The sequence below is a fragment of the Pseudarthrobacter sp. CCNWLW217 genome (assembly GCF_037203985.1).
Classification (GTDB): domain Bacteria; phylum Actinomycetota; class Actinomycetes; order Actinomycetales; family Micrococcaceae; genus Arthrobacter.
The window spans coordinates 140,009-164,615 of the sequence record NZ_JBBCBT010000005.1 but is presented as its reverse complement, the minus strand read 5'-3'; the positions used below and the strand labels follow the sequence as shown (position 1 = coordinate 164,615).

At 63.9% G+C, this 24,607-nt stretch carries 22 protein-coding genes and 1 tRNA gene; 16 read left to right on the top strand and 7 right to left on the bottom strand.

The annotated features are described in order from the left end of the window. The first annotated feature begins 4 nt into the window (after nucleotides 1-4). The 13 genes from V9L18_RS08050 (at nucleotide 5) to V9L18_RS07990 (ending at nucleotide 13,034) form a co-directional block, all read left to right on the top strand. Nucleotides 5-664 (top strand): DedA family protein, encoded by a 660-nt coding sequence (locus tag V9L18_RS08050; RefSeq protein ID WP_337346666.1) that lies wholly within the window; start codon nucleotides 5-7, stop codon nucleotides 662-664. A gap of 179 nt (nucleotides 665-843) precedes the next feature. Continuing rightward, nucleotides 844-1,572, top strand: a complete 729-nt coding sequence (locus V9L18_RS08045; protein WP_337346665.1) for a DedA family protein — start codon at nucleotides 844-846, stop codon at nucleotides 1,570-1,572. 39 nt (nucleotides 1,573-1,611) lie between these two features. Continuing rightward, complete coding sequence (locus tag V9L18_RS08040) at nucleotides 1,612-2,757, top strand: adenosine deaminase (RefSeq protein ID WP_337346664.1); 1,146 nt, start codon at nucleotides 1,612-1,614, stop codon at nucleotides 2,755-2,757. Nucleotides 2,758-2,818: 61 nt separating this feature from the next. Next, a complete protein-coding gene (locus tag V9L18_RS08035) occupies nucleotides 2,819-3,415 on the top strand; it encodes a MazG nucleotide pyrophosphohydrolase domain-containing protein (protein ID WP_337346751.1) in 597 nt (198 codons plus the stop codon). 130 nt (nucleotides 3,416-3,545) lie between these two features. After that, nucleotides 3,546-4,826 (top strand): phosphopyruvate hydratase, encoded by a 1,281-nt coding sequence (eno, locus tag V9L18_RS08030; RefSeq protein WP_337346663.1) that lies wholly within the window; start codon nucleotides 3,546-3,548, stop codon nucleotides 4,824-4,826. Nucleotides 4,827-4,982: 156 nt separating this feature from the next. After that, nucleotides 4,983-5,645 carry an FtsB family cell division protein gene (locus V9L18_RS08025; RefSeq protein WP_337346662.1) on the top strand — a complete coding sequence of 221 codons (663 nt, stop codon included), beginning with the start codon at nucleotides 4,983-4,985 and terminating at the stop codon, nucleotides 5,643-5,645. A gap of 27 nt (nucleotides 5,646-5,672) precedes the next feature. Further along, on the top strand, nucleotides 5,673-6,344 hold the full coding sequence (locus V9L18_RS08020; RefSeq protein WP_337346661.1) for a DUF501 domain-containing protein: 672 nt from the start codon (nucleotides 5,673-5,675) through the stop codon (nucleotides 6,342-6,344). Further along, nucleotides 6,341-7,288 (top strand): Ppx/GppA phosphatase family protein, encoded by a 948-nt coding sequence (locus V9L18_RS08015; RefSeq protein ID WP_337346660.1) that lies wholly within the window; start codon nucleotides 6,341-6,343, stop codon nucleotides 7,286-7,288. Before V9L18_RS08020 ends, V9L18_RS08015 begins: the two co-directional genes overlap by 4 nt. A 74-nt stretch (nucleotides 7,289-7,362) precedes the next feature. Next, nucleotides 7,363-8,736: a S8 family serine peptidase gene (locus V9L18_RS08010; protein ID WP_337346659.1), complete on the top strand. Its 1,374-nt coding sequence runs from the start codon at nucleotides 7,363-7,365 to the stop codon at nucleotides 8,734-8,736. Nucleotides 8,737-8,785: 49 nt separating this feature from the next. After that, a complete protein-coding gene (locus tag V9L18_RS08005) occupies nucleotides 8,786-10,282 on the top strand; it encodes an NAD(P)/FAD-dependent oxidoreductase (RefSeq protein ID WP_337346658.1) in 1,497 nt (498 codons plus the stop codon). A 136-nt stretch (nucleotides 10,283-10,418) separates the two neighbouring features. Beyond that, on the top strand, nucleotides 10,419-11,363 hold the full coding sequence (locus tag V9L18_RS08000; RefSeq protein WP_337346657.1) for an N-acetyltransferase: 945 nt from the start codon (nucleotides 10,419-10,421) through the stop codon (nucleotides 11,361-11,363). 20 nt (nucleotides 11,364-11,383) lie between these two features. After that, nucleotides 11,384-11,457, top strand: a tRNA-Leu gene (locus V9L18_RS07995). A gap of 224 nt (nucleotides 11,458-11,681) precedes the next feature. Beyond that, nucleotides 11,682-13,034, top strand: a complete 1,353-nt coding sequence (locus V9L18_RS07990) for an ABC transporter substrate-binding protein (protein WP_337346656.1) — start codon at nucleotides 11,682-11,684, stop codon at nucleotides 13,032-13,034. Nucleotides 13,035-13,170: 136 nt separating this feature from the next. Here the strand turns inward: V9L18_RS07990 and V9L18_RS07985 are convergent, their stop codons facing one another. Genes V9L18_RS07985 through V9L18_RS07970 form a run of 4 tightly spaced genes read right to left on the bottom strand, consistent with a single transcriptional unit; the run spans nucleotide 13,171 to nucleotide 17,392 of the window. Continuing rightward, complete coding sequence (locus V9L18_RS07985; RefSeq protein WP_337346655.1) at nucleotides 13,171-13,944, bottom strand: ABC transporter ATP-binding protein; 774 nt, start codon at nucleotides 13,942-13,944, stop codon at nucleotides 13,171-13,173. Then, nucleotides 13,941-15,056, bottom strand: coding sequence for an ABC transporter ATP-binding protein (locus V9L18_RS07980; RefSeq protein ID WP_337346654.1), 1,116 nt, complete (start codon nucleotides 15,054-15,056; stop codon nucleotides 13,941-13,943). Before V9L18_RS07980 ends, V9L18_RS07985 begins: the two co-directional genes overlap by 4 nt. 17 nt (nucleotides 15,057-15,073) lie before the next feature. Continuing rightward, entirely contained in the window at nucleotides 15,074-16,042 is a 969-nt protein-coding gene (locus V9L18_RS07975) for a branched-chain amino acid ABC transporter permease (RefSeq protein WP_337346653.1), read from the bottom strand. Nucleotides 16,043-16,051: 9 nt separating this feature from the next. Next, entirely contained in the window at nucleotides 16,052-17,392 is a 1,341-nt protein-coding gene (locus tag V9L18_RS07970) for a branched-chain amino acid ABC transporter permease (protein WP_337346652.1), read from the bottom strand. Between the two features lie 444 nt (nucleotides 17,393-17,836). Between V9L18_RS07970 and V9L18_RS07965 the strand changes: the two genes are divergently transcribed. Further along, on the top strand, nucleotides 17,837-18,757 hold the full coding sequence (locus tag V9L18_RS07965; RefSeq protein ID WP_337346651.1) for a Bax inhibitor-1/YccA family protein: 921 nt from the start codon (nucleotides 17,837-17,839) through the stop codon (nucleotides 18,755-18,757). A 107-nt stretch (nucleotides 18,758-18,864) separates the two neighbouring features. On the opposite strand, the gene galK is transcribed toward V9L18_RS07965, so the two are convergent. Genes galK through V9L18_RS07950 form a run of 3 tightly spaced genes read right to left on the bottom strand, consistent with a single transcriptional unit; the run spans nucleotide 18,865 to nucleotide 22,105 of the window. Further along, nucleotides 18,865-20,052, bottom strand: coding sequence for a galactokinase (gene galK, locus V9L18_RS07960; protein ID WP_337346650.1), 1,188 nt, complete (start codon nucleotides 20,050-20,052; stop codon nucleotides 18,865-18,867). Further along, the gene (gene galT, locus V9L18_RS07955; RefSeq protein ID WP_337346649.1) at nucleotides 20,049-21,221 is read right to left on the bottom strand and encodes a galactose-1-phosphate uridylyltransferase; all 1,173 of its coding nucleotides are present in this window, start codon (nucleotides 21,219-21,221) and stop codon (nucleotides 20,049-20,051) included. Before galT ends, galK begins: the two co-directional genes overlap by 4 nt. Next, nucleotides 21,218-22,105 (bottom strand): DeoR/GlpR family DNA-binding transcription regulator, encoded by an 888-nt coding sequence (locus tag V9L18_RS07950; protein WP_337346648.1) that lies wholly within the window; start codon nucleotides 22,103-22,105, stop codon nucleotides 21,218-21,220. The genes galT and V9L18_RS07950 overlap by 4 nt, the downstream gene beginning before the upstream one ends. Before the next feature lie 137 nt (nucleotides 22,106-22,242). On the opposite strand from V9L18_RS07950, the gene V9L18_RS07945 reads away from it, so the two are divergent. Continuing rightward, entirely contained in the window at nucleotides 22,243-23,202 is a 960-nt protein-coding gene (locus tag V9L18_RS07945) for an aldose 1-epimerase family protein (protein ID WP_337346647.1), read from the top strand. Nucleotides 23,203-23,241: 39 nt separating this feature from the next. Continuing rightward, entirely contained in the window at nucleotides 23,242-24,606 is a 1,365-nt protein-coding gene (locus tag V9L18_RS07940) for an AI-2E family transporter (protein WP_337346646.1), read from the top strand. The last annotated feature ends 1 nt before the right edge of the window (nucleotide 24,607 follow it).

The window sequence follows — 24,607 nt, the reverse complement described above, 5'->3', positions numbered from 1 at the left end:
GACAATGCAGGCCATCAATGATTTCATCCTCGCCGCCGCCGGGCAGCCCTGGGTGCTGTTCCTCGTTCTGGCCTGCTGCGTCATTGATGGTTTCTTTCCCCCGATACCCAGTGAATCCGTAGTGGTGGGACTGGCAGCAGTGGCCGCCACCGCGGATGTCCCCAACCCCTGGCTGCTGATGCTGGTTGCAGGCCTCGGCGCCTTCTCGGGCGACAACATCGCCTACGCCATCGGGCGGAGGGTCGGGACACACCGCTGGTCCTGGATGCGCGGACCCCGCATGCAAAGCGCCTTCCGCTGGGCAGGTGGGGAACTGCGGAAACGGCCTGCGTCGCTGATCCTGGTAGCCCGGTTCGTGCCGATCGGCCGCGTGGCAGTGAACCTCACCGCCGGCGTGACGCACTATCCGCGGCTGCGGTTCATCAGCCTGACCGTACTCTCGGCTACCCTGTGGGCCAGTTATTCGGTGGGCATCGGGCTGTTCTTCGGGCAGTGGTTCGAGGATAACCACCTGCTGGGCGCCGTCATCGCCATCGTCTGTGCCGTAGCACTCGGCATCGTTGTAGACCTCGTCATCAACCGCATCCGCGGGAGGGTGCCGGTGGTGGAACGGATGAAGGACCCCGAAGCCTCGGCCGACGGCGGGACTCCACCCAAGGACTGACGCGGCACCTTGCCGATATCAGCCCGCAGGACGACGACGGAACGGCCCGCCTGCCGCTAGGTTTGGAAGCGTACTTCCACGGCCGGGACGTAGCGAACGACGCCCTGGCCGTGGGACACTGAAGAGCGATTTCCGTCACTTTTGGCTGCGTCATTTTTTCGTCTAGGAGCAAGACCCGCGTGGAGTTTATCAATGAGGCCGTGCTCCATGCAGCGGGCCAGTGGTGGATTTACCCAGTTCTGCTGGTTTTCTTTTTTGTGGACGGCTTCGCGATGGTGGTCCCCAGTGAGACCCTCATCGTTGCGTTGGCAGCTTTTTCCCGCCACGGTGGGGAGCCCAACCTGTGGATCCTGGGCGTCACCGCACTGATCGGTGCCATCGCGGGGGACAACATGGCTTTCCTCCTGGGCCGCAGGATCGGCCTGGACCGCTGGAAATGGATGCGCCGCCCGAAGGTTCAGAAGGCTTTCGGCTGGGCGAGGTATGAACTCGAAAAGCGCGGGGCGGTCCTCATCTTCACGGCCCGGTACATCCCCTGGGGCCGTGTAGCCGTGAACTATGTGGCCGGGAGCACCGGTTTTGGGCACCGCCGGTTCTTCCTGCTGGATGCCTTCGCCTGCGTTACGTGGGTGGGCTATTCGATCGGCATCGGCCTCCTTGCCAGTTCGTTCCCGTGGCTCCACCACAACCCGCTGCTGAGTGCAGGCATTGCCGTGGTGTTCGCGATCGTCCTGGGCATCGTGATCGACCACGCCCTGCGCTGGTGGCACAAGCACCTTGCCCGCAACGACGCCGAAGTCGTGGATGAATGGCTCGACGGCGGACCGGACGGGGCGCAACCCCTGCCTGCAGGGTCTGCCCCGATCCTGGCCTCCTCGTCCGGGGACCCTGAGCCTGGCACCCAGTAGCGGCTGGCGTTGCGCGTCCGCCGACCCTAAGGTTGGTACGTGACTGAGCCCATTGTTGACGCTGCCCCTGCCATCGATTTCGACCTGAAGAGCCTGCCCAAGGTTTCCCTTCACGATCACCTGGACGGCGGCCTCCGCCCCGCCACCATCATCGAGCTCGCCGAGGCCGTTGGCCACACGCTTCCCTCCGATGACCCTGTGGCACTGGGCCAATGGTTCCGTGAGTCCGCCGACTCCGGCTCGCTGGTCCGCTACCTGGAGACGTTCGACCACACGGTGGCGGTGATGCAGACCAAGGAAGGCCTGTTCCGCGTCGCCAAGGAGTTCGTTGAAGACTTGGCCGACGACGGCGTGGTCTACGGCGAGGTCCGTTGGGCTCCCGAACAGCATCTTCAGAAGGGCCTATCCCTGGACGAAGCGGTAGAGGCTGTGCAGGAAGGCCTCGAAGCGGGCGTCGACGCCGTGGCCGAAACCGGCCGGGAGATCCAGGTTGGCCAGCTGATCACGGCAATGCGGCACGCGGACCGTGGCCAGGAAATTGCCGAACTCGCTGTGCGCCACCGCAATAAGGGAGCGGTCGGCTTCGACATCGCCGGCGCCGAGGACGGCTTCCTGCCTTCCCGTTTCAAGGACGCGTTCACCTACCTGGCAGAGCACAACTTCCCCGCGACGGTGCACGCCGGCGAGGCCGCCGGACTGGAGAGCATCCAGTCCGCCCTGGTCGATGGCCGGGCTCTGCGCCTTGGCCACGGCGTCCGCATCGCTGAGGACATCATGGTGGAGTTCGACGACGAAGATGACGCTGAGAGCGATGAGGACAGCATCGGCCTGGTCACCCTGGGTGACCTCTCCAGCTGGATCCGGGACCGCGGCATCGCCCTGGAGATCTGCCCCTCCTCCAACCTCCAGACGGGGGCGATTGCCGGCTTCGGCGACGGCATCGAGAGCCACCCGCTGGACATGCTCTACCAGCTCGGGTTCAACGTGACCATCAACACCGACAACCGGCTGATGAGCGGCGTCACCCTGACTGACGAGTTCGAGCTCCTGGTGGAAACCTTCGACTACGACCTCGACGACCTCCTCGAGCTCACCCTCAACGCGGCGGAGGCGTCCTTCCTGCCCCTTGAGGAGAAGGAAGCGCTAGTGGAGTACATCAACGACGCCTACGCAAACCTTGGCTGACCAGACCCCCGTTGAACGGCTGCTGATTGTCATAGCCCAGCTGCGGGAACACTGCCCGTGGATGGGCGCGCTCACCCACAGGTCCCTGGTGGAGTACCTCCTGGAGGAGTCGTTCGAGGTCGCCGAGACCATCGAGACCGGCGCAGACGACTCCGAACTCCAGGGCGAGCTCGGCGATGTGCTGCTCCAGGTGGTGCTGCACGCCCGGCTCGCCCAGGAGCGGGGAAGCTTTACGTTCGACGACGTTGCCCGCGGGCTGACGGCCAAAATGGTCCGGCGCAACCCGCACGTATTCCGGCCCGACGGCTCCCTGCAGGACAGCTTTCCGGCAACTGTCGAGGAGATTGTGCAGAAATGGGATGCCGTCAAGAGGGCTGAACGGCCAGAACGCAAGGACCCCTTCGAGGGTATTCCGCACGCGCTGCCGGCCTTGGCCAAGGCGCAGAAGGCGCTGGACCGGGCAGCCCGATCCGGGTCTCCACATGCTCGATCCCCGGAAGTCGAAACCCCCTCCGTGCAAACAGAAGAGGAGCTGGGCGAGTTGCTGCTCGCCGTTGTCGGCTCCGCACGCAGTCAGGGATTCGACGCCGAACGTGCCCTTCGGGGCGCTGTCCGGCGCTACCAGGCCGCTTATGAGGGCAGCAACGCGCCTTCATGACGTCCGGGGGTTGGATAGGTTTCCGTAACCTCCACCACTCTCGACTACTCTTGTCCCTGACGAGGACGTCGAGTTTTCCGCTAATTTTCCGCTGTCAGACTCCCAGTTATCGCCCATAAGGAGCATATTCATGGCGCTTATCGATGCCATCCACGCCCGCGAGATCCTCGATTCCCGTGGCAACCCGACCGTAGAAGTTGAAGTCCTGCTTTCCGATGGCCAGATCGGCCGCGCGGCAGTTCCCTCCGGTGCCTCCACCGGTGAGCACGAGGCTGTTGAGCTCCGTGACGGAGACAAAGGCCGTTACCTCGGCAAGGGTGTCCAGAAGGCCGTTGACGCCGTTATCGACCAGATCGCTCCGGCCCTGACCGGCTTCGACGCCACTGACCAGCGCAGCATCGACCAGGCCATGATCGACCTGGACGGCACCGCCAACAAGGGCAAGCTGGGCGCCAACGCCATCCTCGGCGTCTCCCTCGCCGTTGCGAACGCAGCTGCAGCCTCCGCTGACCTGCCGCTGTACAAGTACCTGGGCGGTCCGAACGCCCACGTGCTGCCCGTGCCGCTGATGAACATCCTCAACGGTGGCTCACACGCCGACTCCGACGTCGACATCCAGGAATTCATGGTTGTTCCGCTGGGTGCCGAAACCTTCTCCGAGGGGCTCCGCTGGGGCGTTGAGGTCTACCACGCCCTCAAGGCCGTCCTGCAGGAAAAGGGCCTCTCCACCGGCCTCGGCGACGAGGGCGGCTTCGCACCGAACCTGCCGTCCAACCGTGCAGCGCTGGACCTGATCCAGGAAGCCATCAAGAACGCCGGCTACACCCCGGGCCAGGACATCGCCCTGGCACTGGACGTCGCCTCCTCCGAGTTCTTCACCGACGGTGCTTACCAGTTCGAAGGCAAGGCACTGTCCGCCACCGAGATGAGCGCATACTACGCCGAGCTCGTCGCCGACTACCCGTTGGTTTCCATCGAGGACCCGCTTGACGAGAACGACTGGGAAGGCTGGAAGACTCTCACCGACACCATCGGTGACAAGGTCCAGCTCGTTGGCGATGACCTCTTCGTCACCAACCCGTCCATCCTGCAGCGTGGCATCGACACCAAGACGGCTAACTCGCTGCTGGTGAAGGTCAACCAGATCGGTTCACTGACCGAGACGCTGGACGCCGTCAGCCTGGCCCAGCGCGCCGGTTACACCACCATCACCTCGCACCGCTCCGGCGAGACCGAGGACACCACCATCGCTGACATCTCGGTGGCCACCAATGCAGGCCAGATCAAGACCGGCGCTCCGGCCCGCTCCGAGCGTGTGGCCAAGTACAACCAGCTGCTGCGCATCGAAGAAGAACTCGACGACGCTGCCCGCTACGCCGGCCGCAGCGCGTTCCCGCGTTTCAAGGGCTAGTAGCCGCATAAACAACTGACCGGTGGTTATGGTTGAAAGACCATAGCCACCGGTTTTTGTTTCGCCGGGCTGTCCACCCGGCCTGGTTTTGTTCAGCCGCGGGTTGTCCCGCGCAGACAGTTGCTGCCGCAGCAGGCCGCACGTTTCAGGAGTGTCATGGCTACCCGCCGTCCCAAAGTTCCCAGGGCCGCCACTCGGCCGCCAGCCACCACGGAGCCAGCCAAGGAAGCCGCGGGGAAAGCTGAGGTCATCCGGGCCGATTTCGGCGGGACCAAGGACAAAGTGGCCTCTGCCAAAAGCGCCGCCCCAGCAAACAGGGACACTCAGGCGCCGGCGACGAAGACGCGGGGGAGCGGCGTCCACCTTCCTGGCAAGGGCGGAACGCGGAAGGGCGGCCCCGCCAGGGATGCGGCACACGACGACGGCCATCCGGTCCCGGCCAAGGCCTTCTCCGGGCGGATGCTCGCGCTGGCCGTGGTCATGATTGCGATCACCATCATGCTGGCGCCCACGGTGAAGATCTTCTTCGACAAAAGGGCCGAAATCGCCGCCCTGAATGCCGACATTGCGGCCAGCCAGGCACAGCAGGACACCCTCCGGCAACAGGTTTCGCGGTGGCAGGACCCCAACTACGTGAAACAACAGGCCCGCGACCGCATTAACATGGTTATGCCGGGTGAGACCGGCTACTGGGTATTCGGCAGCGACTTGCCGGCCGGTAGCAGCAGCAGCCAGTCCGCTGCTGCAGCACAAGACCCCGCCGATCTGCCGTGGGTGGATTCCCTGTGGGAGTCCATCAGGCGTGCGGCCACAGACTGAACCAATAGAGGAAGGATGGCCGCGCCAGTGGAAGAAAACACGGCAACTGCGCCGGAGAAGTCCCGCCAGCCATCAGCGCACGATCTCGAAGTGCTTAGCCGCCAGCTGGGCAGGCCCGTCCGCGATGTTGTGGAGATCCCGGCGCGCTGCGTCTGCGGGAACCCGCTCGTGGCCGCCACCGCCCCACGGCTGGGCAACGGCACACCGTTCCCCACCACTTTCTACCTGACGCATCCCGTGATCACCTCAGCGGTCTCCCGGCTGGAGGCCGCCGGACTGATGAACGACATGAATGAGCGGCTGGCTGCCGATGAGTCGCTTGCCGCTGCCTACCGGTCGGCGCACGAAGAGTACCTGGCATCCAGGGCCGCAATTGGGGAACGCTCAGGAGTGGGCGCAGTCCCGGAGATTGACGGTATCTCCGCCGGAGGCATGCCCACCCGCGTCAAATGCCTGCACGTCCTCGTGGGGCACTCGCTGGCGGCCGGTCCGGGAGTCAACCCTCTCGGTGATGAGGCCATCGCGGACATCAGCGAATGGTGGACAGCGGACCGTTGCTATTGCGACGGCGCCTGGGACACCGCGGGCGAGGCCCCGGCCAAGGACCTGAGCAGGCACGGACCCCAAGGTCTGCCCGATATCGTTGGCCGTCCCGCACCGGTCCGCCAGTCCGCCAGCACTACGGAGGCAACACCATGAGCCGCGTCGCGGCCATCGACTGCGGGACGAATTCCATCCGCTTGCTGATCGCTGACATCGACCGCAGCAACGGGGCGGTGAAACTGGCCGATGTGGTCCGCGAGATGCGCGTTGTCCGACTGGGTGAAGGCGTGGACGCCACCGGTGAGCTCGCTCCCGCAGCCCTGGAACGCACCTTCGCGGCCACAGCTGACTATGCCCGGCTGATCCGCGACCACGGCGCCGGGAAAGTCCGCTTCGTCGCCACCTCCGCCAGCCGGGACGCGCGTAACCGCCAGGTCTTTGTGGACGGAATCCGCGACCTCCTCGGAGTCGAACCCGAGGTGATCACCGGCGATGAGGAAGCGGCGCTCTCCTTCGCCGGTGCCAGCAGTGTCCTGCCCATCCTCGACGGGGCCCAGGTATTGGTGGTTGATCTTGGCGGCGGAAGCACCGAATTCGTGCTCGGCACCGCCGACGGCGTCACCGCCGCCAAATCGGTGGATATCGGCTGCGTCAGGCTGACTGAACGCCACCTGAGGGAAGACCCGCCCACTGCTGAACAGATCGCCGCCGCGGAAGCCGACGTTGATGCCGCCATTACCAAGGCGGGACTGGATGTTCCGCTGGAACGTGCCACCGCCGTCGTCGGGGTGGCCGGATCGATCACCACCATCACAGCCCACGCGATGCGCCTGCCGGAATATTCGCCGGACGCGATCCACGGCACCGAACTGCCCATCGACGACATCCGCGGGGCGGCTACCGACCTGTTGGAGATGCCCAGGGCGCAGCGTGCCGCACTGCCGTACATGCATCCGGGCCGCGTGGACGTCATCGGCGCCGGCGGCCTTGTCTGGCGGCGCATCCTGGAACGGCTTCGCGGGCTCAGCGGCGGCCGGATCGTCACGGCCACTGCCAGCGAACACGATATTCTTGACGGTATTGCCCTGAGCATCAGCTGAGCGGCAGCAGCCAGGCAGTGTCAGTCCGACGCAGCCAGCGGCCCGAGTTCATGTCACCGACCATGGGACCCCAAATGACCAGAGCAACAGCCCGGCTCCGCCGGACCGCCTCCGCTCTCCTGGCGATGACCCTGGCAGGAGCCAGCCTGGCTGCAGGACTTGCGGTTGCGCCTGCAGCGCAGGCCGACGCCGAGCGCGACAAACAATACTGGCTGGCCGAGTCCGGCATCACGAAGGCCTGGGAGGTCTCGAAGGGTTCCGGCGTGAAGGTCGCTGTGATCGACAGCGGCGTGGACGGCCAACATCCCGACCTCAAGGGAGCCGTCGCCGGGGGCTACGATGCATCGGGGGCCGGAAATCCGGACGGGCAGAAGAGCATCGGCGCCAAGCCGGAACACGGGACGCTGGTAGCCACGATGCTGGCCGGCCGCGGCCATCAGCCGGCAGGCTCCACCGCCAGTCCAAGCCCTGCCCCCTCCGGTGCCGGACCGGCCGGAATCGTGGGCGTTGCCCCTGAGGCGCAGATCCTGTCAGTGTCCACCTGGCTGGGTTCCGCCAACCCTGCCGGGAAGAGCGATCAGGACCAGATCCCCGAAGCCGTCCGCTGGGCCGTGGACAACGGCGCCAAGGTCATCAACATTTCCCTGGGCAGCACCACGCCCCAGTGGCCACAGAGCTGGGATGCGGCGTTCCTGTATGCGGAGCAGAAGGATGTCGTTATCGTGGCCGCCGCCGGAAACCGGGTGGGCGGTAACCTCCAGGTGGGTGCACCGGCAACTATTCCGGGCGTGCTAACGGTGGCCGGGCTGGACCGCAAGGGTGTGGCAAGCGTCGACTCATCCTCGCAGGGGATCAGCATCGGTGTGGCGGCCCCGGCGGAAAACCTGCTCGGGGGGATGCCCGGCGGCGGCTACGCCGAATGGGCAGGCACCTCCGGCGCGACGCCCATTGTGGCCGGAGTCGCTGCCCTGATCCGGTCGAAGTGGCCGGAGATGAGCGCAAAACAAGTCATCAACCGGATCGTCACCACCGCGAAGGACGCCGGCGCACCGGGCAAGGACCCGCTGTACGGGTTCGGCGTCCTTAACGCCGAGGCCGCGTTGAAGGATTCAGTTCCCGAAGCCGCCAGCAACCCGCTGGGCTCCATCTCGGACTGGATCCGCGTGCATCGCCGCGGCAACCTGTCAACGCCCGCGCCAGTGCCCACCACCGACGTCCCCAGCGCAGTACCCACCTTGCCCGAGGCCACAGTGCCCGCCGCAGAGGCTCCGTCGCAGCGTGACTCCGCCCTCGGCGCCGCCGTCGTTATTGGGTTCGCCGTGCTTTTTGTGGTCATCATCGCGGCAGCCGCGATCCAGCTGCGGAGGGCCGCCCGCAATCCCCGCCTGGCCCATGAAGAACCCGATACCGGGGTCCTGGACGCCGTCGATTCGGGAGGCAAGCCATAGCCGGGTAGTAGTTAGTGAAGATTTTCACAAAGTACTGTATTCTTAAACCATGGCAACCACCCCAGAGCTCCAGGACCGTCCCAGGGTACTCGTCGTCGGCGGCGGGTACGTCGGCCTGTACGTAGCACTCAAACTGCAGAAGAAGATCGCGAATGCCGGTGGCATCGTCACCCTCGTTGATCCCCTGCCCTACATGACCTACCAGCCGTTCCTTCCCGAGGTAGCAGGCGGCAACATCGAAGCCCGCCACGCCGTGGTCTCCCACCGCCAGCACCTCAAGCAGACTGAACTGATCCAGGGCCGCGTCACCTCGATCGACCACGCCAACCGCACCGCCGTTGTGGCTCCCACGGACGGCGGCGAGAACTTTGAGGTTCCCTACTTCGACGTCGTCATGGCCGCAGGTGCCATCACCCGCACCTTCCCCATCAAGGGCCTCGCGGACAAGGGCATCGGCCTGAAGACCATCGAAGAGGCTGTGGCCCTTCGCAACAAGGTGCTGGAGCGCATTGAAGCAGCATCCACCATCACCGATCCCGCAGCACGCGCCAAGGCACTGACCTTCGTGGTGGTGGGCGGCGGCTTTGCCGGTATCGAGTGCATCACCGAGATGGAAGACCTCGCCCGCGCGGCGGTCAGGAACAACCCCCGCATCAAGCAGGAGGAAATCCGCTTCGTCCTGGTCGAGGCCATGGGACGCATCATGCCCGAGGTAACGGCCAAGCAGGCCGAATGGGTTGTGGAGCACCTCCGCAGCCGCGGCATCGAGGTCCTGCTGAACACCTCCCTGGACAATGCCGAGGGCTCCATCAAGCTCATCAACCTCCCGGACAAGACGCCGGCGCAGGACTTCGAAGCAGACACCCTGGTCTGGACTGCCGGCGTGCAGGCCAACCCGATGGTGCGCTCCACCGACTTCCCGCTCGAGCCGCGCGGCCGCGTCCGCACCCTTCCTGACCTACGCATCGGTGGGGACGAGGGAATCGTCGAGAACGCCTGGGCCGCCGGCGACATCGCAGCCGTACCGGACCTCACGGGCAGTGGCCTGCCGGACGGTACGTGCGTTCCGAACGCCCAGCACGCCCTTCGCCAGGCCAAGCGACTCGCGAAGAACCTGTGGGCTTCCCGCTGGGACAAGCCGCTGAAGGACTACAAGCACAAGAACCTCGGTGCCGTGGCCGGCTTCGGCGAATGGAAGGGTGTTGCGAACATCAACCTCGTCGGCAGCATCGGCCTCAAGGGCGGCCTGGCCTGGCTCGCCCACCGTGGATACCACGGCATGGCAATGCCCACGTTCGAGCGCAAGTTCCGGGTGATCTTCAACTGGATCATCAGCTTCTTCGCGGGCCGCGACACCACGCAGCTGATCGACCTCGACAACCCCCGTGGCGCCTTCGTCGCAGCGGCCACACCGGCCCCCAAGCCAGCCGCAGCCCCTGCTGCGCCTGCTGGTTCGCCGGCTGACGCGCCGCTGCCCGGTGCCCCAGGATCCGCGGAGAAGACCAAGGTCGACCCCCAGAAACCAGTCACTGCTGACGCCAAGTAGCTCGCGCGTCCCGGGCCACACGGTCCAACGCCCGACGGCGGCTGTCCCCAGCGAGGGGATGGCCGCCGTTTGCGTTGGTGGGCACTCCCGGAGTGCCCTGGCCGTCCGGACGGTCCGTCCTCATAGACTGGGCACCATGACTGGTGAAATGAACCTCCAGACCCTGCTGGCCTCCCTTCACCCGGTGGTACGCCAGGGGGAGTATGTCTACGTCCTGTGGCCCCACGGCAGGCCACTCGCCGCCGGAATCGAAGCCGCGGTGCGTGAGGCTGAAGGACTCACAGTGGTCCTTCCCCGGGAAGAGGCGGACCGCCTGGGCCTGGCCTATGACTTCGTGGCGGCGTGGATCACCCTGGAGGTGCATTCAGAGCTTGAGGCAGTGGGCCTGACTGCCGCCGTCGGAAAGGCACTGACCGAGGCGCGGATCAGCTGCAACGTGCTCGCCGGGTTCCATCATGACCACCTGCTGGTACCGGTCGCCGACGCGGCCCGTGCTCTCGAAGTCGTGGCCGAGCTGTCTGCAGAGAGCCGCCACCAGCCCAGACCGGAGCTTGTGCTGCGCAACGAAACGGAGGCTGACCGGGCCGCGATCCTGGCATTGACGGCAGAGGCCTTCGCCGTCTCGCCGGCCACCGGCCTGCCTGCGGAGGGAGAACCTGTTGAAGTGGAACTGCTCCGCCAGTTGTTCAAATGCGAGGAGTACCTGCCGGAATTCAGCATTGTGGGCGTCCTGGACGGTGAGGTTGTTGGCCACGTTATCAGTACGCGTGGATGGGTGGCCGGGCATGAGCTGCTGGGGCTCGGGCCGATTGGGGTGACGCCCAGGCTTCAGCGGCACGGCATTGGGAGCGCACTGATGAATGAGACCATCGCGCGGGCCAACGCTGCGGGGGAGAGCGGCATCGCGCTGCTTGGCAGCACCGACTACTACCCACGCTTCGGCTTTGTGCCGGCTACTTCCCTCGGTGTCCTGCCTCCCGAAGAGGCTTGGGCGGACAACTTCCAGCTCCTGCCGCTGGCGGTGTGGCCGGGGGGAGTTCATGGCACGTTCCGGTATGCCGCGCCCTTCGACCGGATGTGACGAGATACCATTGACCGGGCGCCCCAGTAGCCCAATTGGCAGAGGCAGCGGACTTAAAATCCGCGTGTTGCGAGTTCGAGTCTCGCCTGGGGCACAACTTCTCCCAATATCGCCGTCATTCTGCGCTGCGTAGCGTGTCTTCCTTGACCTCTGCGGACTGCCCGGTCCGGAGATTTCGCATATGCAACGACTGTTATAAGGATGTGACCTCAGTCACTTATATCCGCCTTGGATATGCACTAGCTTGAAAGTTAAATCAGGAACACCTGATCATCCGCATCAAAGGCCGTTCGCACCTTTCGATCCAGGAGATTGTCAATGATTTCACTTTCCCCGGCGGCACCCCGTATCGCAAAGCTCACAGCGCTTAGCGTCGGCGTCGCCTTTCTGGCTACAGCTTGTGGTGGTACCTCCACGCCGAGCTCGACGGAAACCACCACCGCACCTCAGGGCGCAATCTCTTGCCCGGCGGGTTCCGGTGCTGGCGCCAGCACCTCAGCCGCGGCAGCTCCCACGGGCGCTGTTCCGCCTTCCACAACCACCACGGACGCGCCGTTGAAGCTCGGCTCGCTCTTGCCCACGACCGGCAACCTGGCATACCTTGGCCCACCCGAAATCGCTGGTGTTAACCTCGGCGTTCAGGAGGTCAACGCAGCAGGCGGTGTTCTGGGTAAGCCAGTGGAAGTTATCCATCGCGACTCCGGCGACACCAAAACCGACATCGCCACGCAGTCCACTACGGCGCTGCTTGGTCAGGGAGTCAGCGCGGTTATTGGCGCAGCTTCCTCTTCTGTATCCAAGACCGTAATCGGCCAGATCACCGGGGCCGGCGTGCTCCACTTCTCCCCGGCAAACACCTCGCCGGACTTCACCACCTGGGATGACAAGGGCCTGTACTGGCGCACCGCACCCTCAGACGTTGTGCAGGGCAAGGTCCTGGGCAACTACATCGCTGCCTGTGGAGCACAGACAGTCGGAATGATCGTCCTGAACGACGCCTATGGAACAGGTCTCCAGAAGAACGTCAAGGAGGCCTTCGAAGGTGCTGGCGGCAAGGTCGTTGAAGAGCAGCTGTATAACACCGGCGACTCCCAGTTCAGCGCCCAGGTGGACAAAGTCATTGCTGCCAAGCCGGACGCTATCGCCCTGATCACCTTTGACGAGGCCAAGAGCATCATTCCATTGCTGACGGGCAAGGGGATCAAGCCAACGCAGCTGTTCCTGGTGGACGGCAACACATCCGACTACAGCAAGGACTTCCAGCCCGGCACCTTGAAGGGCGCGCAGGGCACCCAGCCCGGAACGTTCGCCAAGGCGGACTTCAAGAAGTCACTTCAGGCCATCGATCCGGCGCTGAAGGACTACAACTACGCCGGCGAGTCCTACGACGCCGTCAACCTGATTGCCCTGGCCTCGGAAGCGGCTAAGAGCACCAAGGGTGCGGACATTGCCAAGCAACTGAAGGGTGTCTCCGAGGTCGGTGAGAAGTGCAACACCTTCGCCTCGTGCGTCACGTTGCTCCGCAACGGCAAGGATATTGACTACGACGGCCAGTCGGGTCCGGTAACCTTCTCCGATGCCGGTGATCCGACCGAAGCCTACATCGGTATCTACCAGTACGATGACACGAACAAGCCGCAGCCAGTCAAGGAAGAATTCGGCAAGCTGTAAGCCGAGCCTTAACTGACGCTACAACGAAGGCCCCCGTCCACGGACGGGGGCCTTCGTTGTAGCCGGGCTGAGTCGGTCACAAAGAGGAGGGCCATCGTTCAGAAAGCTCTGAACGATGGCCCTCCGCTGTGCGGCTTTACTCCACCGTGTCGGCGAGGGTGCCCAGGTAGAGTTGGATGACCTTGGGATCCTTCATGAGCTCCCGTCCAGTGCCCGTGTAGGCATCCCTGCCCTGGTCCAGGACGTAGCCCCGGTCGCAGATCTGAAGGCATCGCCGGGCGTTCTGTTCCACCATAATGACGGAGACGCCTGCCCTGTTGATCTCATGGACCCGCAGGAACGTCTCATCCTGCTTGACGGGGGAGAGGCCGGCGGATGGCTCGTCGAGCAGCAGGACGGCCGGTTCCATCATCAGTGCCCGTCCCATGGCCACCATTTGGCGTTCACCACCGGAGAGGGACCCTGCACGCTGGGCCCGCCGCTTGCCAAGCTCCGGAAACAGGCTGACGACGAACTCAAACCGTTTGGAGAAGTCCTTGGGCCGCTGGAACATCCCCATCTGCATGTTTTCCTCGATGGTGAGGGTGGCAAAGACGTTGTTGTTCTGCGGCACGAAGCCCACGCCCTGGGTGACCAGCTTGTTGGCTTTTAGCCCTGTGATGTCCTTCCCGCGGACAACTACGTTGCCGGAATGGACTTTCACCAAGCCGAACATGGCCTTGAGCAGCGTCGACTTGCCTGCCCCGTTGGGTCCGATGATGCCGATCAGTTCGCCCTTCCGGGCTTCGATGCTGCAACCATTGAGGATGTTCACACCCGGAAGGTAACCGGCCACAAGGTCGGTTACCCTGACGACGACGTCATCCGCCGGCGCTGTCGTGGTGGAAGGGGCAGCGCTGGTGGCACTCATTCTTTGTCCTTGTCTGTGGTGCCAGCTTCTCTCAGGCCGGACTCGGGCGAAAGGGGTTCATCGGTGGCCGGAGCCTGGTGGGCTTCCGGGCTGAGGTCGGGTTGCTTAAGATCTGCATCTTTGGCCTCGGTGGTCACTGCATCAACAGCGATGATGCCAGCGTTTTCCGTACCCACAATCGATTCCTCGTCGGCTTCAAGTACTGCTTCCAGTTCCCTGATGCCTTCAGTGTCACCAAGATCGACGTCGTGGTGGGCTCCCAGGTAAGCGTCAATAACAGCAGGGTTCTTCATAACATCGGCAGGGGGACCCTCCGCCACAATCTTCCCCTCGGCCATGACAACAACCCAGTCGGCAATGTGCCTGACCATGTTCATATCGTGTTCCACGAACAACACGGTCATACCTTCAGCCTTGAGGTTCTTGATGTGGTCCAGCAGCGACTGCGTCAAAGCGGGGTTGACGCCGGCCATTGGTTCGTCCAGCATCACCAGCTTGGGCCGGACCATCAGGGCACGCGCCATTTCGAGCAGCTTGCGCTGGCCGCCTGACAGTGAAGCCGCGTAGTCATCTTTCTTGACGTCGAGCTTGAACTTCTCCAGCAGGACGTCCGCCTGGGCCGTAATTTCCTTCTCCCGGCCGCCCCAAATCCCCTTGAACAGTGCCTTCGACAGCCGTTCGCCGGGCTGGCTGGAGCCGCCAAGGCGCATGTTTTCCATAACGGTGAGCTTGCCCATGACCTTGGTGAGCTGGAAAGTGCGCACCATGCCCATGCGGGCCAGCTTGTACGAGGAGACACCCTCGATGTTTTTTCCTTCAAACTGCCATTTGCCGGAGTTGGGCGTATCGAAGCCGGTAAGGAGGTTAAAGAGGGTCGTCTTGCCTGCCCCGTTGGGGCCGATCAGCGCGGTGATTTTGTGCCGTGGGATCTCCAGGTACTGGACGTCGACGGCGTTGATGCCGCCGAAGGTTCGGGTGACGTTCTCGGCCACCACGATGGGGTCCCTCTTCTTGCAGCCCGGGGCGATGTCCCCGGCGGCAATCGGACTGGTGTCAGTCATATAGTCGATGGCTGCGCCGTTGTGTGCCGTGCTGTGTACATTTTCATTCATTGAATGTGCACCGTGACTCATGCGAATGCCAGCTCCTTCTTATTGCCAAAGACGCCCTGCGGCCTGAAGATCATCAACAGCATCAGGGCGATGCCAACAAGGATAAAGCGCAGCTGGCCCGCCTGCACTGTGGTCAGCCAGGTCACCGCGCCGGATTCAATGAGGCCGGACAGGATGCCCTGTGTCAGGGACAAGACCACCCAGAAGATCATGGCGCCGATAACGGGCCCCAGGACGGTGGCCATGCCGCCCAGCAGGAGGCATGTCCAGAGGAAAAACGTCAGCTCGGTGCCATAGTTCGCGGGCTGGACTGCGCCGCGCGGAAGTGTGAACACCATGCCGGCGAGGGCGCCGAGGACACCGCCGATGATCAGCGCCTGCATCTTGTAGGCATAGACGTTCTTGCCAAGGGAACGGACAGCGTTCTCGTCTTCCCGGATGCCCTTGAGCACACGCCCCCAGGGGCTGCGCATCAACAGCCAGATGACAAGGCAGCATACGACCACCAAGGTCCAGGCCACGACCCGGATGAAGAAGTCGCGGTTATTCATGCCCAGGTAGGACCCTTCGGGGAAAGGGTTCATGGAATAGAACCCACCCTCGAAGGCACCCAGGCCGTCTGCCGATCCTGTCACTGCATCCATCTGGTTGGTGGTTACGACGTAGCGGACAATTTCGGCTGCGGCGATAGTAACGATGGCCAAGTAGTCAGCCCGTAGCCGCAGGGTGGGTATCCCCAGCAGCAGGGCAAACAGGCAGGAACTGACGACCGCGATGAGCAGACCAACAAAGAATGGCACCCCGAAAGACAACGTCGAGATGGCAAAGCCATAGGCGCCCACTGCCATGAAGCCGGCCTGCCCGAAGTTCAGCAGGCCGGAGTAGCCGAAGTGAACGGCCAGGCCGAGGGCGGCAAGGGCATAAGCAGCCGTTGTCGGGCTGAATATTTCGCTGGCAGCGCTGGAGAAAACGAATCCGTAGTCCATGGCGGCCTCCTAACCCACACGCTCACGACGGCCCAGGATGCCCTGGGGACGAAACAAGAGGACAACAATCATGATGAACAGTGCTCCCACGAATTTCAGATCGGCGGCGAGGCCGAAGACGGTGGTCAGTTCCACGAAAATACCGACGATGAGTGACCCGATCAGGGCCCCGAATACAGTCCCGAGGCCACCCAGGGTGACGCCGGCGAAGATCAACAGCAGGATTTGCGAGCCCATGTCGAACGTCACGCCGGGCCGGTAGTACGCCCACAGGATGCCGCCAAGCGACGCCAGCATTCCGCCTGCTACCCAGACGATGCGGATCACGGAGTCGACGTCGATGCCCGATGCGGCCGCCAACGCCGGGTTATCTGCCACCGCGCGCGTGGCCTTTCCCAAGCGGGTTTTGAGCAGGATGACGCCGATCAGACCTATGACAATGGCGCTGATGACGAGGGACCACAGGTTATTGGGCGAGATGGACACAGGCCCAAGCTGGATCTCGCTCGACTGGGCGAATGGCAGTTGCTGGGTGGCACCACCGAAGTAGAACTGGATGACATAGCGGGCGGCCAACGCAAGGCCGATGCTTACGATCATCATGGGGACAAGGCCCGTCCCGCGGGCGCGCAGTGGCTTCCACAGGCCTGCGTCCTGGATAAAGCCGGACAGGCCACCGATCAAGAGCGCCAGGATCCCGGCGAGCCAGAAGGGCAAGTTCATCGCGCTGAGGCCAAACATGGCCACGGCGCCCAGGGTGACCATTTCACCGTGGGCAAAGTTCGTCAGGCCTGTAGTACCGAAAATCAGTGATAGTCCCACGGACGCCAACGCCAGCAGGAGGCCGAAGCTCAGGCCAGCCACCAGGCGGTTGAGCAGGTTCTGGGCGAAGTTCTGCTCCTGGACCACAATTCCCTCGCCAAAAGTGAAGATCACCGAGAGATTGGAAGTCTGGCTGAACGAGACGTTGCGGGGGTTCTCCTGGCCCTCGGCCAGCTTGATTCCCTCGGGAAGCGTGGACTCATCCAGCTCTATTTCATAGGTGCCTTGGACGGGCACTCCGATAGTCCACGCGCCATTGGCGCCGGATTTTGTGGTTCCGGTGAAATCTCCGCTTTTGGCAGTGATGGTGACATCTGCGATGGGTGCACGTTCGTCATCCCGAAGGAATCCGCTGATGCTGTTCTGGAATACCGTCGGTGACGGGGATGGTGTCGGTGACGGTGTAGTGGCTTGCGACGCGGGCGCGACGACGAGCAGGATTGTGACAATGGCCGCGAAGATCGCGCCCACAGCCTTGAGCAATCTGCCCCGCCGCTGGTGCAACAGGCCTCTCGGTGTGCTTTTCAAAATAGAAAACCTCCGCTTGGGGGTGGTCTCGGCTGCGCCTTTGCAACCGCTGCGAACGAAGCCGGGCAGACGATGATGCGGTACTGATATCAGCAATCGCTGCAAATCTGTGATTCTCGTCACCCGGCTTGGCCTTATGTTACAGCGCTGCAGGGGCGAAAAATGCCGCCCGAAGCGGCCTTCGGGTAGCGATCAGATAACAACTGTGTAGCAGGACCTGCCTCTATCGTTAGGCTGACTAAAGAAACTTTTGTTGATCCCCGGTATTTCTTAACATTCGGTCTGCCGTGCCGGGATTGTCGTCACCGGCTTCGGACCACGTCCCATGTCACAGTTAGGTTGCTTCCCTCAAGGGCCGGGAACTTTCGGCGGCGGTGAGGCGTGGAAATTGGTAACGTGAATCATAAGGTTCAGCACCCACCCCTTACTTGGAGGACACCAGCAATGGCACTTGGCGGAAACCCGATCTTCAACGGAAAGAATTTCCGTGAAGCGACGCAGGCGCCGCCTGTCCCGCAGGCGCCTTACGGGCAGGCACCTTACGGCCAGCAGCCCTACGGCCAGCCTTATGGACAGCAGGCGTACGGCCGCGCCCCCGGCCAGGTCATGGACGGCCAGGGCGGCTACGCTGCTCAAAACATGACCAACGAGCAGCTGCAGCAGATGTACAACCAGCCGGCCGCGGGTCCCGCGGACACTGGCCGGATGACCTACGACGACGTCATCGTCAAGACGGCCGCCTGCCTTGGAGTGCTTCTCGTCGGCGCAGCGGTGACAATGTTCGTCAGCATGGGCCTCGCGAGCATGCTGATGATCGTTGGTGCCCTCGGCGGCTTCGTTCTGGCACTCGTCAACACCTTCAAGAAGCAGCCGTCACCTGCGCTGATTCTCGCGTATGCCGGCCTCGAGGGTCTCTTCCTCGGCGGTCTCACCCGCGTACTTGACACCATGTACCCGGGCGTTGGCCTCCAGGCTGTCATCGGCACCTTGTCCGTCTTCACCGTGACGCTGCTCCTGTTCAAGAGCGGCAAGGTACGGGCCACACCCAAGGCCATGAAGTTCTTCATGATCGCCCTGGTTGGCTACGCACTGTTCTCGGTGGTCAACCTCGTCATGATGATGACCGGTCTGACGACTGAGCCCTTCGGTCTGCGCAGCGGCATCATTGGTGTCGTCATCGGCATCCTGGCCATCGGCCTGGCTGCGTTCTCCCTGGTTATGGACTTCACCAGCATCGAGGCAGGGGTCCAGAGCGGCGCTCCGCAGCGCTTCTCCTGGACGGCAGCGTTCGGCCTCACGGTCACGCTGGTCTGGCTTTACGTGGAAATCATCCGCTTGCTCGCTATCCTCCGGGGCGACGACTAGCACCCAAGCCGGCAGCCGCCGTCGTACGTTAAACCTAAAAGGAGAGGGTCCCCGCCTGGTGCATATAGCACTGGCGGGGACCCTCTCCTGTTGTGTCTCTGAGCGCCTTACGAAAGGCGCATCGCTCCGGCGGCCGGGGTGACGGTAAAGATGTCGGGAGCCTTGTGCCCGGCCTCGGAAAAGGCGCGTTCGACGGCGGCGCGCACCTGCTGCTCCACCTCTGCCGGGGTGAGGGCAATGGCGGCCCCGCCGAAACCGCCCCCGGTCATCCGGGCTCCGATAGCCCCGTTGGCGCGGGAGATGTCCACGGCCAGATCCAGTTCCGGGCAAGAGATCTCGAAATCGTCCCGCATGGAGGCGTGGCTGGCGTCCAGCAGGGCGCCGATGGAACCCGGGCCCTCGCTGGCCAGCAGCTCGACGGTCTGCAGCACCCGGTCGTTCTCGGTGACCACGTGGCGCACGCGCCGGTAGGTGACCTCGTCCAGGAGCCCGGCTGCTTCCTCAAGGTCCGCCACGCGGACGTCCCGGAGCGCTTTGACGCCCAAGACCTCAGCACCCAATTCGCAGGAGGCCCGGCGTGAGGCGTAACCGCCGTCGGCGTGGGAGTGGGAAACTTTGGTGTCGATCACCAGCATCACCAGCCCGGATTGCTCGGCTTCAAAAGGAACCAGCTGGACGCTCTGGTCGCGGCAGTCCAGAAAGACGGCGTGGCCCTTGGATCCGCGCAGGGACGCAGACTGGTCCATGATGCCCGTGGGGGCGCCCACAAAGTCGTTCTCTGCGCGCTGGGTGGCGAGGACCATCTCCTCCGGTTCCAGTCCGGCTCCCGTGATGTCGTTGAGCGCTGAGATGACTGCGCACTCGATCGCGTGCGACGAGGACAGGCCTGCGCCGAGCGGAACGTTGGAATCGAGGAGCAGGTCTAGTCCCGGGACCGCGATGCCGCGCTGCTGAAGGGCCCAGATGACACCGAGGGGATACTTCGTCCAGCCCTTGGCCGAGGCGGCTGCGATGGTGCCAAGATCGGCATTGACTACGCCCTGGTCACCGTACGTGGACAGGAGCCGGATGGCGCTGTCCGGCCGGACTGCCACGGCCACCCGGGCAGTCTTGTCGATGGCGAACGGAAGCACGAAGCCCTCGTTGTAGTCGGTGTGCTCGCCGATCAGGTTGACGCGGCCCGGCGCCTGCCAGACGCCGTCGGGAAGCCTGCCGAACTCCCGCTCAAAGCGGGCGGCAAGGTCCGCGGCAGTGGGCGGTGCCTGGGTGGTCAGCGGGTCAGGGGCGGCGCTCACGCATGTGCTCCTTCAGGTAGTGCCCCCAGAGGGACGGCGGTAGTGACTGCGGGCGAGGGGGTGGACGCCGGGACGGTAACGGCGCGGAGCCGCTCCGCCACGCTTTCGGGCGTGGTGTCGTTGATGAACGCGCCCATCGCGGCTTCGGAGCCGGCCAAGTACTTGAGTTTGTCGGCTGCCCTGCGCGGTGACGTCAACTGCAGGTGCAGGTAGCTGGCCGGCCGCAAAAGGTCGTCCAGGGGGGCTTGGTGCCAGGCGGAAATGTACGGGGTGGGCGTGGGGTAGAGGGCGTCGAGCCGTCTGAGCAGGTCCAGGTAAACATGCGCCAGCTCATCCTTTTCCTCGCCGCTCAAAGCTGCCAGGTCGGGTACCTGCCGGTGCGGTACGAGATGGATCTCCAGCGGCCAGCGGGCAGCGAAAGGCACGTAGGCGCTGAAGTTCTCGCCCTCCATCACCATCCTGCTTCCGTCCTCCCGTTCAGCCCGAAGCAGCGACCCGGTGAGGGTCTGCCGGCCGTCGGACCCATCGTAGAACTTGCGTGCCGCCGCGCCCAGGACCCCGGCCCTCGGAGTGATGTACGGGTAGGCATAGATCTGTCCGTGCGGATGGTGGAGGGTGACGCCGATGTCGGCCCCCCGGTTCTCGAACGGGAAAACCTGTTTGATTCCCGCCATCCTGCTGAGCGCCTCAGTTCGGTGCGCCCAGGCCTCCACGACTGTGCGGGCCCGCTCCTCGCCCAACCCGCTGAACGACCCCGTGTGCTCAGGGGTGAAGGACACCACCTCACAGCGTCCATACGCCGGGCCGGTGGTTCCCCATTCCGGGGCGGCCGGTATGGGACCCAGGTCCGGGCCCAGTGACGGGAAGCGGTTTTCAAACACCACCACGTCGTAGTCCGGCGCGGGGATCTCGGAGGGGTTATTCGGTGTGGTGGGGCAGATGGGGCACTGATCTGCCGGGGGCAGGTGCGTACGCGACTGCCGGTGGGCCGCAACGGCGACCCACTCGTCCGTGAGGGCATCGAACCGTACTTCGCCTGGCTCGCCCCGCTCCGGCAGCGGCCGGTGGTCCGTGGTGGTTTCCGCCGTGCGCGGCTTCGGTGTTGCGGCGTCGTCGAAATAGATCAGCTCCCGGCCGTCGGCGAGCTTCGTACTGGTGATACCTGTCATGGGGCTTTTCCTTTGGGTACTGGTGGCTGGTACTGCCGGGGATCAGGGCTGATAACGCTGGCCGGTTCCGCATGGCCGTTACGGCTGTTCGGAAGCCGTACTGTCCGAACCTCGGAAACGGCCTTTCGGAGGGCGGCAAGGGCTCCGGTGGATGCGGCGCGGATTCCGCTGTCGGTGACCAGGATGTGCACCGCGGACAAGGGGCAGATGCCAGCCAGGCCGACGACGCCGTACTTGCTTGAGTCTGCGAGGACCACCAGGCGCGAGGACGCCCTGACCATGGCGGCATTGACCTCGGCTTCGAGAAGGTTGGGCGAGGTGATCCCCGCCTGGAGATCCAGTCCGTGCGCGCCCATAAAACAGAGATCGGCGGCAATGGTGCTGACGGCCTGAACGGTCAGCGGACCAACGAGGGCCTCTGACGGTGTCCGCTCACCGCCCAGCACGAGGGTCCGGATGCCGCTGTCCTCTCCCGTTCCTTCCCGGGCAGCAAGCGAACTGGCCACCATAACCGAGTTGGTGGCAACGGTGAGATCGAAGTCCCGGGGCAGCATCCTTGCCAGCTCAAACGTTGTGGTTCCGCCCGAAATGAGCAGCGTCATGCCGGGCCGGACCAACTTGAGTGCCTCGGCCGCGATGGCTGCCTTAGCAGGCTGGGCGAATGCGGACTTGTTGGCGAACCCGGGTTCGAGCGCGCTGAAGCTGTCCGTTCGAGCGGCTCCTCCGTGGACCCGCAAGACCAGGCCGCCGGCATCGAGGGCGTCGATGTCGCGGCGGATGGTCATTTCCGAAACGTCGAAACGTGCGGCGAGGGTGGCCACCCGCACGGTTCCCTCGTTGTGAACCTCTTGGAGGATCAGATGCTGCCGTTGTGCTGCAAGCATCACATCCCCTTCCAAGATGGCCCGCTCAATGTCATCTTCATTGTCGCATATTTAGCTCAAAAAAGAATAGTTTCAAACAAAAGATAACATTTGGCGCTGTTGGGACGGCTGGCGCCATGCAATGTACGGTGGTGCCCATGACTTCACCTTCTCTGCCGGAAACCAGCGTCCCTTCCGGCTTCCGGTCCTACGCCAGCGGGCGGCAGTACGAACTCCGGCGGGGGGATGCGCTCGCAGTTGTTACAGAGCTGGCCGCAGGCCTTCGCCTCTACAGCCGGGGCGGCGTACAACTCACCGAGACTTACGGCGATGCTGAAATTTCTCCCGGTGCGGCAGGTATCACCCTGGCGCCTTGGGCGAACAGGGTGGAGGACGGCGTCTGGTACCTCGATGGCAAGAAGCAGCAACTGGACATCACCGAAGTGTCCCGGAACAACGCCAGCCACGGACTGCTGCGGAACGCCTCCTACAGCTTGGTGGACGAGTCGCAGTTCTCCGTCACCCTCGAAGCGACCGTTTTCCCCCAGCATGGATACCCGTTCCTGCTGCGCCACCGGGTGGAGTATCTGCTAGCGGAGGACCTGGGCCTTGAGGTCCGGCAGACCCTGGTCAACGACTCCAAGGCGCCGGCACCGTTTGTCCTGGGCGCCCACCCGTACCTGCGGCTCGGCGATACGGAGCTCGACGACCTGCTACTGACCGTCTCCGCCGACACCCGGCTCGTTGCCGACAAGCGGCTGATTCCGCGCAGCTCTGAACCGGTTGGTGGCGATACGGACCTCCGCTCGGGCCGGCGTGTGGGAAGCCTGGACATCGACGTCGCACTGACGGACATAACGTTCGACGGCGGCACGGCCCGCCATACTCTGTCCGCTCCGGACGGCCGCAGCGTCAGCCTGTGGCAGGACGAGGCATGCGCCTACGTCCATGTGTTCGTCACCACCGAATTTCCCGGCAGAGCGCGGGCGGTGGCCATCGAGCCAATGACGGGACCAGCCAATGCCTTCAACTCCGGGGACGGGCTCCGCTGGCTTTCGCCGGGGGACAGCTTCACCATGACCTGGGGGATCGACGCCACCCTCAACGAAGCCGGGTAGCGGTTTCCCATAAGCCCGCAGCTGGGGAAGTATTAGGCTATGACGCCAGCTGAGGACGCCAAACCGACCGACCCTTCCACCATCCCGCAACCAAGCGGGCGTGCGGACGACACTGCAGGCCGTGCTGCCCCGCCACTGCGGGTCCTGGCGGACCGTGAACTGGACCGCGACATCCCCTACGGTGTCCGCATAGCGGCGTCATGGGCTTGGCGTCTGGGACTCATCCTGTTGGTGGGAGGCGCCCTGATCTGGCTCCTCAGCCGGATTAGCTTCCTTATCATTCCCGTCATGGTGGCAGCGCTGCTGGCTGGCCTGCTCAGCCCCATCGTGGGCTGGCTCAGGAATCATCGGCTGCCCAACGGCGCCGCCGTGGCGGTCACCGTGCTGGGGTTCCTCGGTCTGATTGGCGGTTCCCTGGCGCTCGTGGGACGGCAACTTGTTGCTGGTTTCAGCGAGCTGTGGAGCGAGGCACTGGCCGGGATACAGCAAATCCAGGGCTGGCTGGCGGAAGGGCCGCTTCACTTGTCGGCGGCCCAGATCGACCAGTACCTGCAGGAGGCAACAGCCGCGCTGCAGAACAACAGCAGCAGCATCCTGAGCGGAGCCCTTTCTTTTGGAAGTACAGCAGGCCATTTTGCCGCAGGACTTGTCCTCGCGCTGTTTGTCCTGATTTTCTTCCTCCTGGAAGGTGACCGCATCTGGGCGTTCCTGGTCCGGCTGCTGCCAAAAAAGGCCCGCGCCGCCTCGTTCGGGGCAGGCCGCAAGGGCTGGGCATCCATGGTCAGCTACGCCCGCATCCAAATGTTCGTGGCTTTTGTGGACGCCGTGGGAATCGGCGTGGGTGCCGCCATTATCGGAGTCCCACTTGCGCTTCCGCTGGGCGTGCTGGTCTTCATGGGTTCCTTCATCCCCATCGTCGGCGCACTCGTCACCGGGGCTGTGGCTGTGCTGCTGGCGCTCGTGGCAAATGGTTGGGTCAACGCGCTCATCATGTTGGGGATCGTGCTGCTGGTCCAGCAGCTGGAAAGCCACATCCTGCAGCCACTCGTAATGGGAAAGGCAGTCGCGCTGCACCCGGTGGCGGTGATCCTGGCTGTGGCGGCCGGTTCATACCTTGCCGGAATTCCCGGCGCGCTGTTTTCTGTTCCCATCCTCGCTGTAGCAAACTCGGCGATTCGCTACATCGCCGGCAGAACATGGGAACATGAACAGGTGCTGGCTACCCCCGGAGGGCCGGTGATGGTTGGCTCAGGCCAGGATGACACGATTAAGGACGTCAGACTGCCTGGCTGGAAACCCAGGGACAGCAAGGAAGCTGTGACCAGCACAAACGCACACAATCCGGCAACCCAGGCAGGCACCGCAGGCCAGGGCACCGGAGCAGAATCTGCCAAAGGAGAATAGT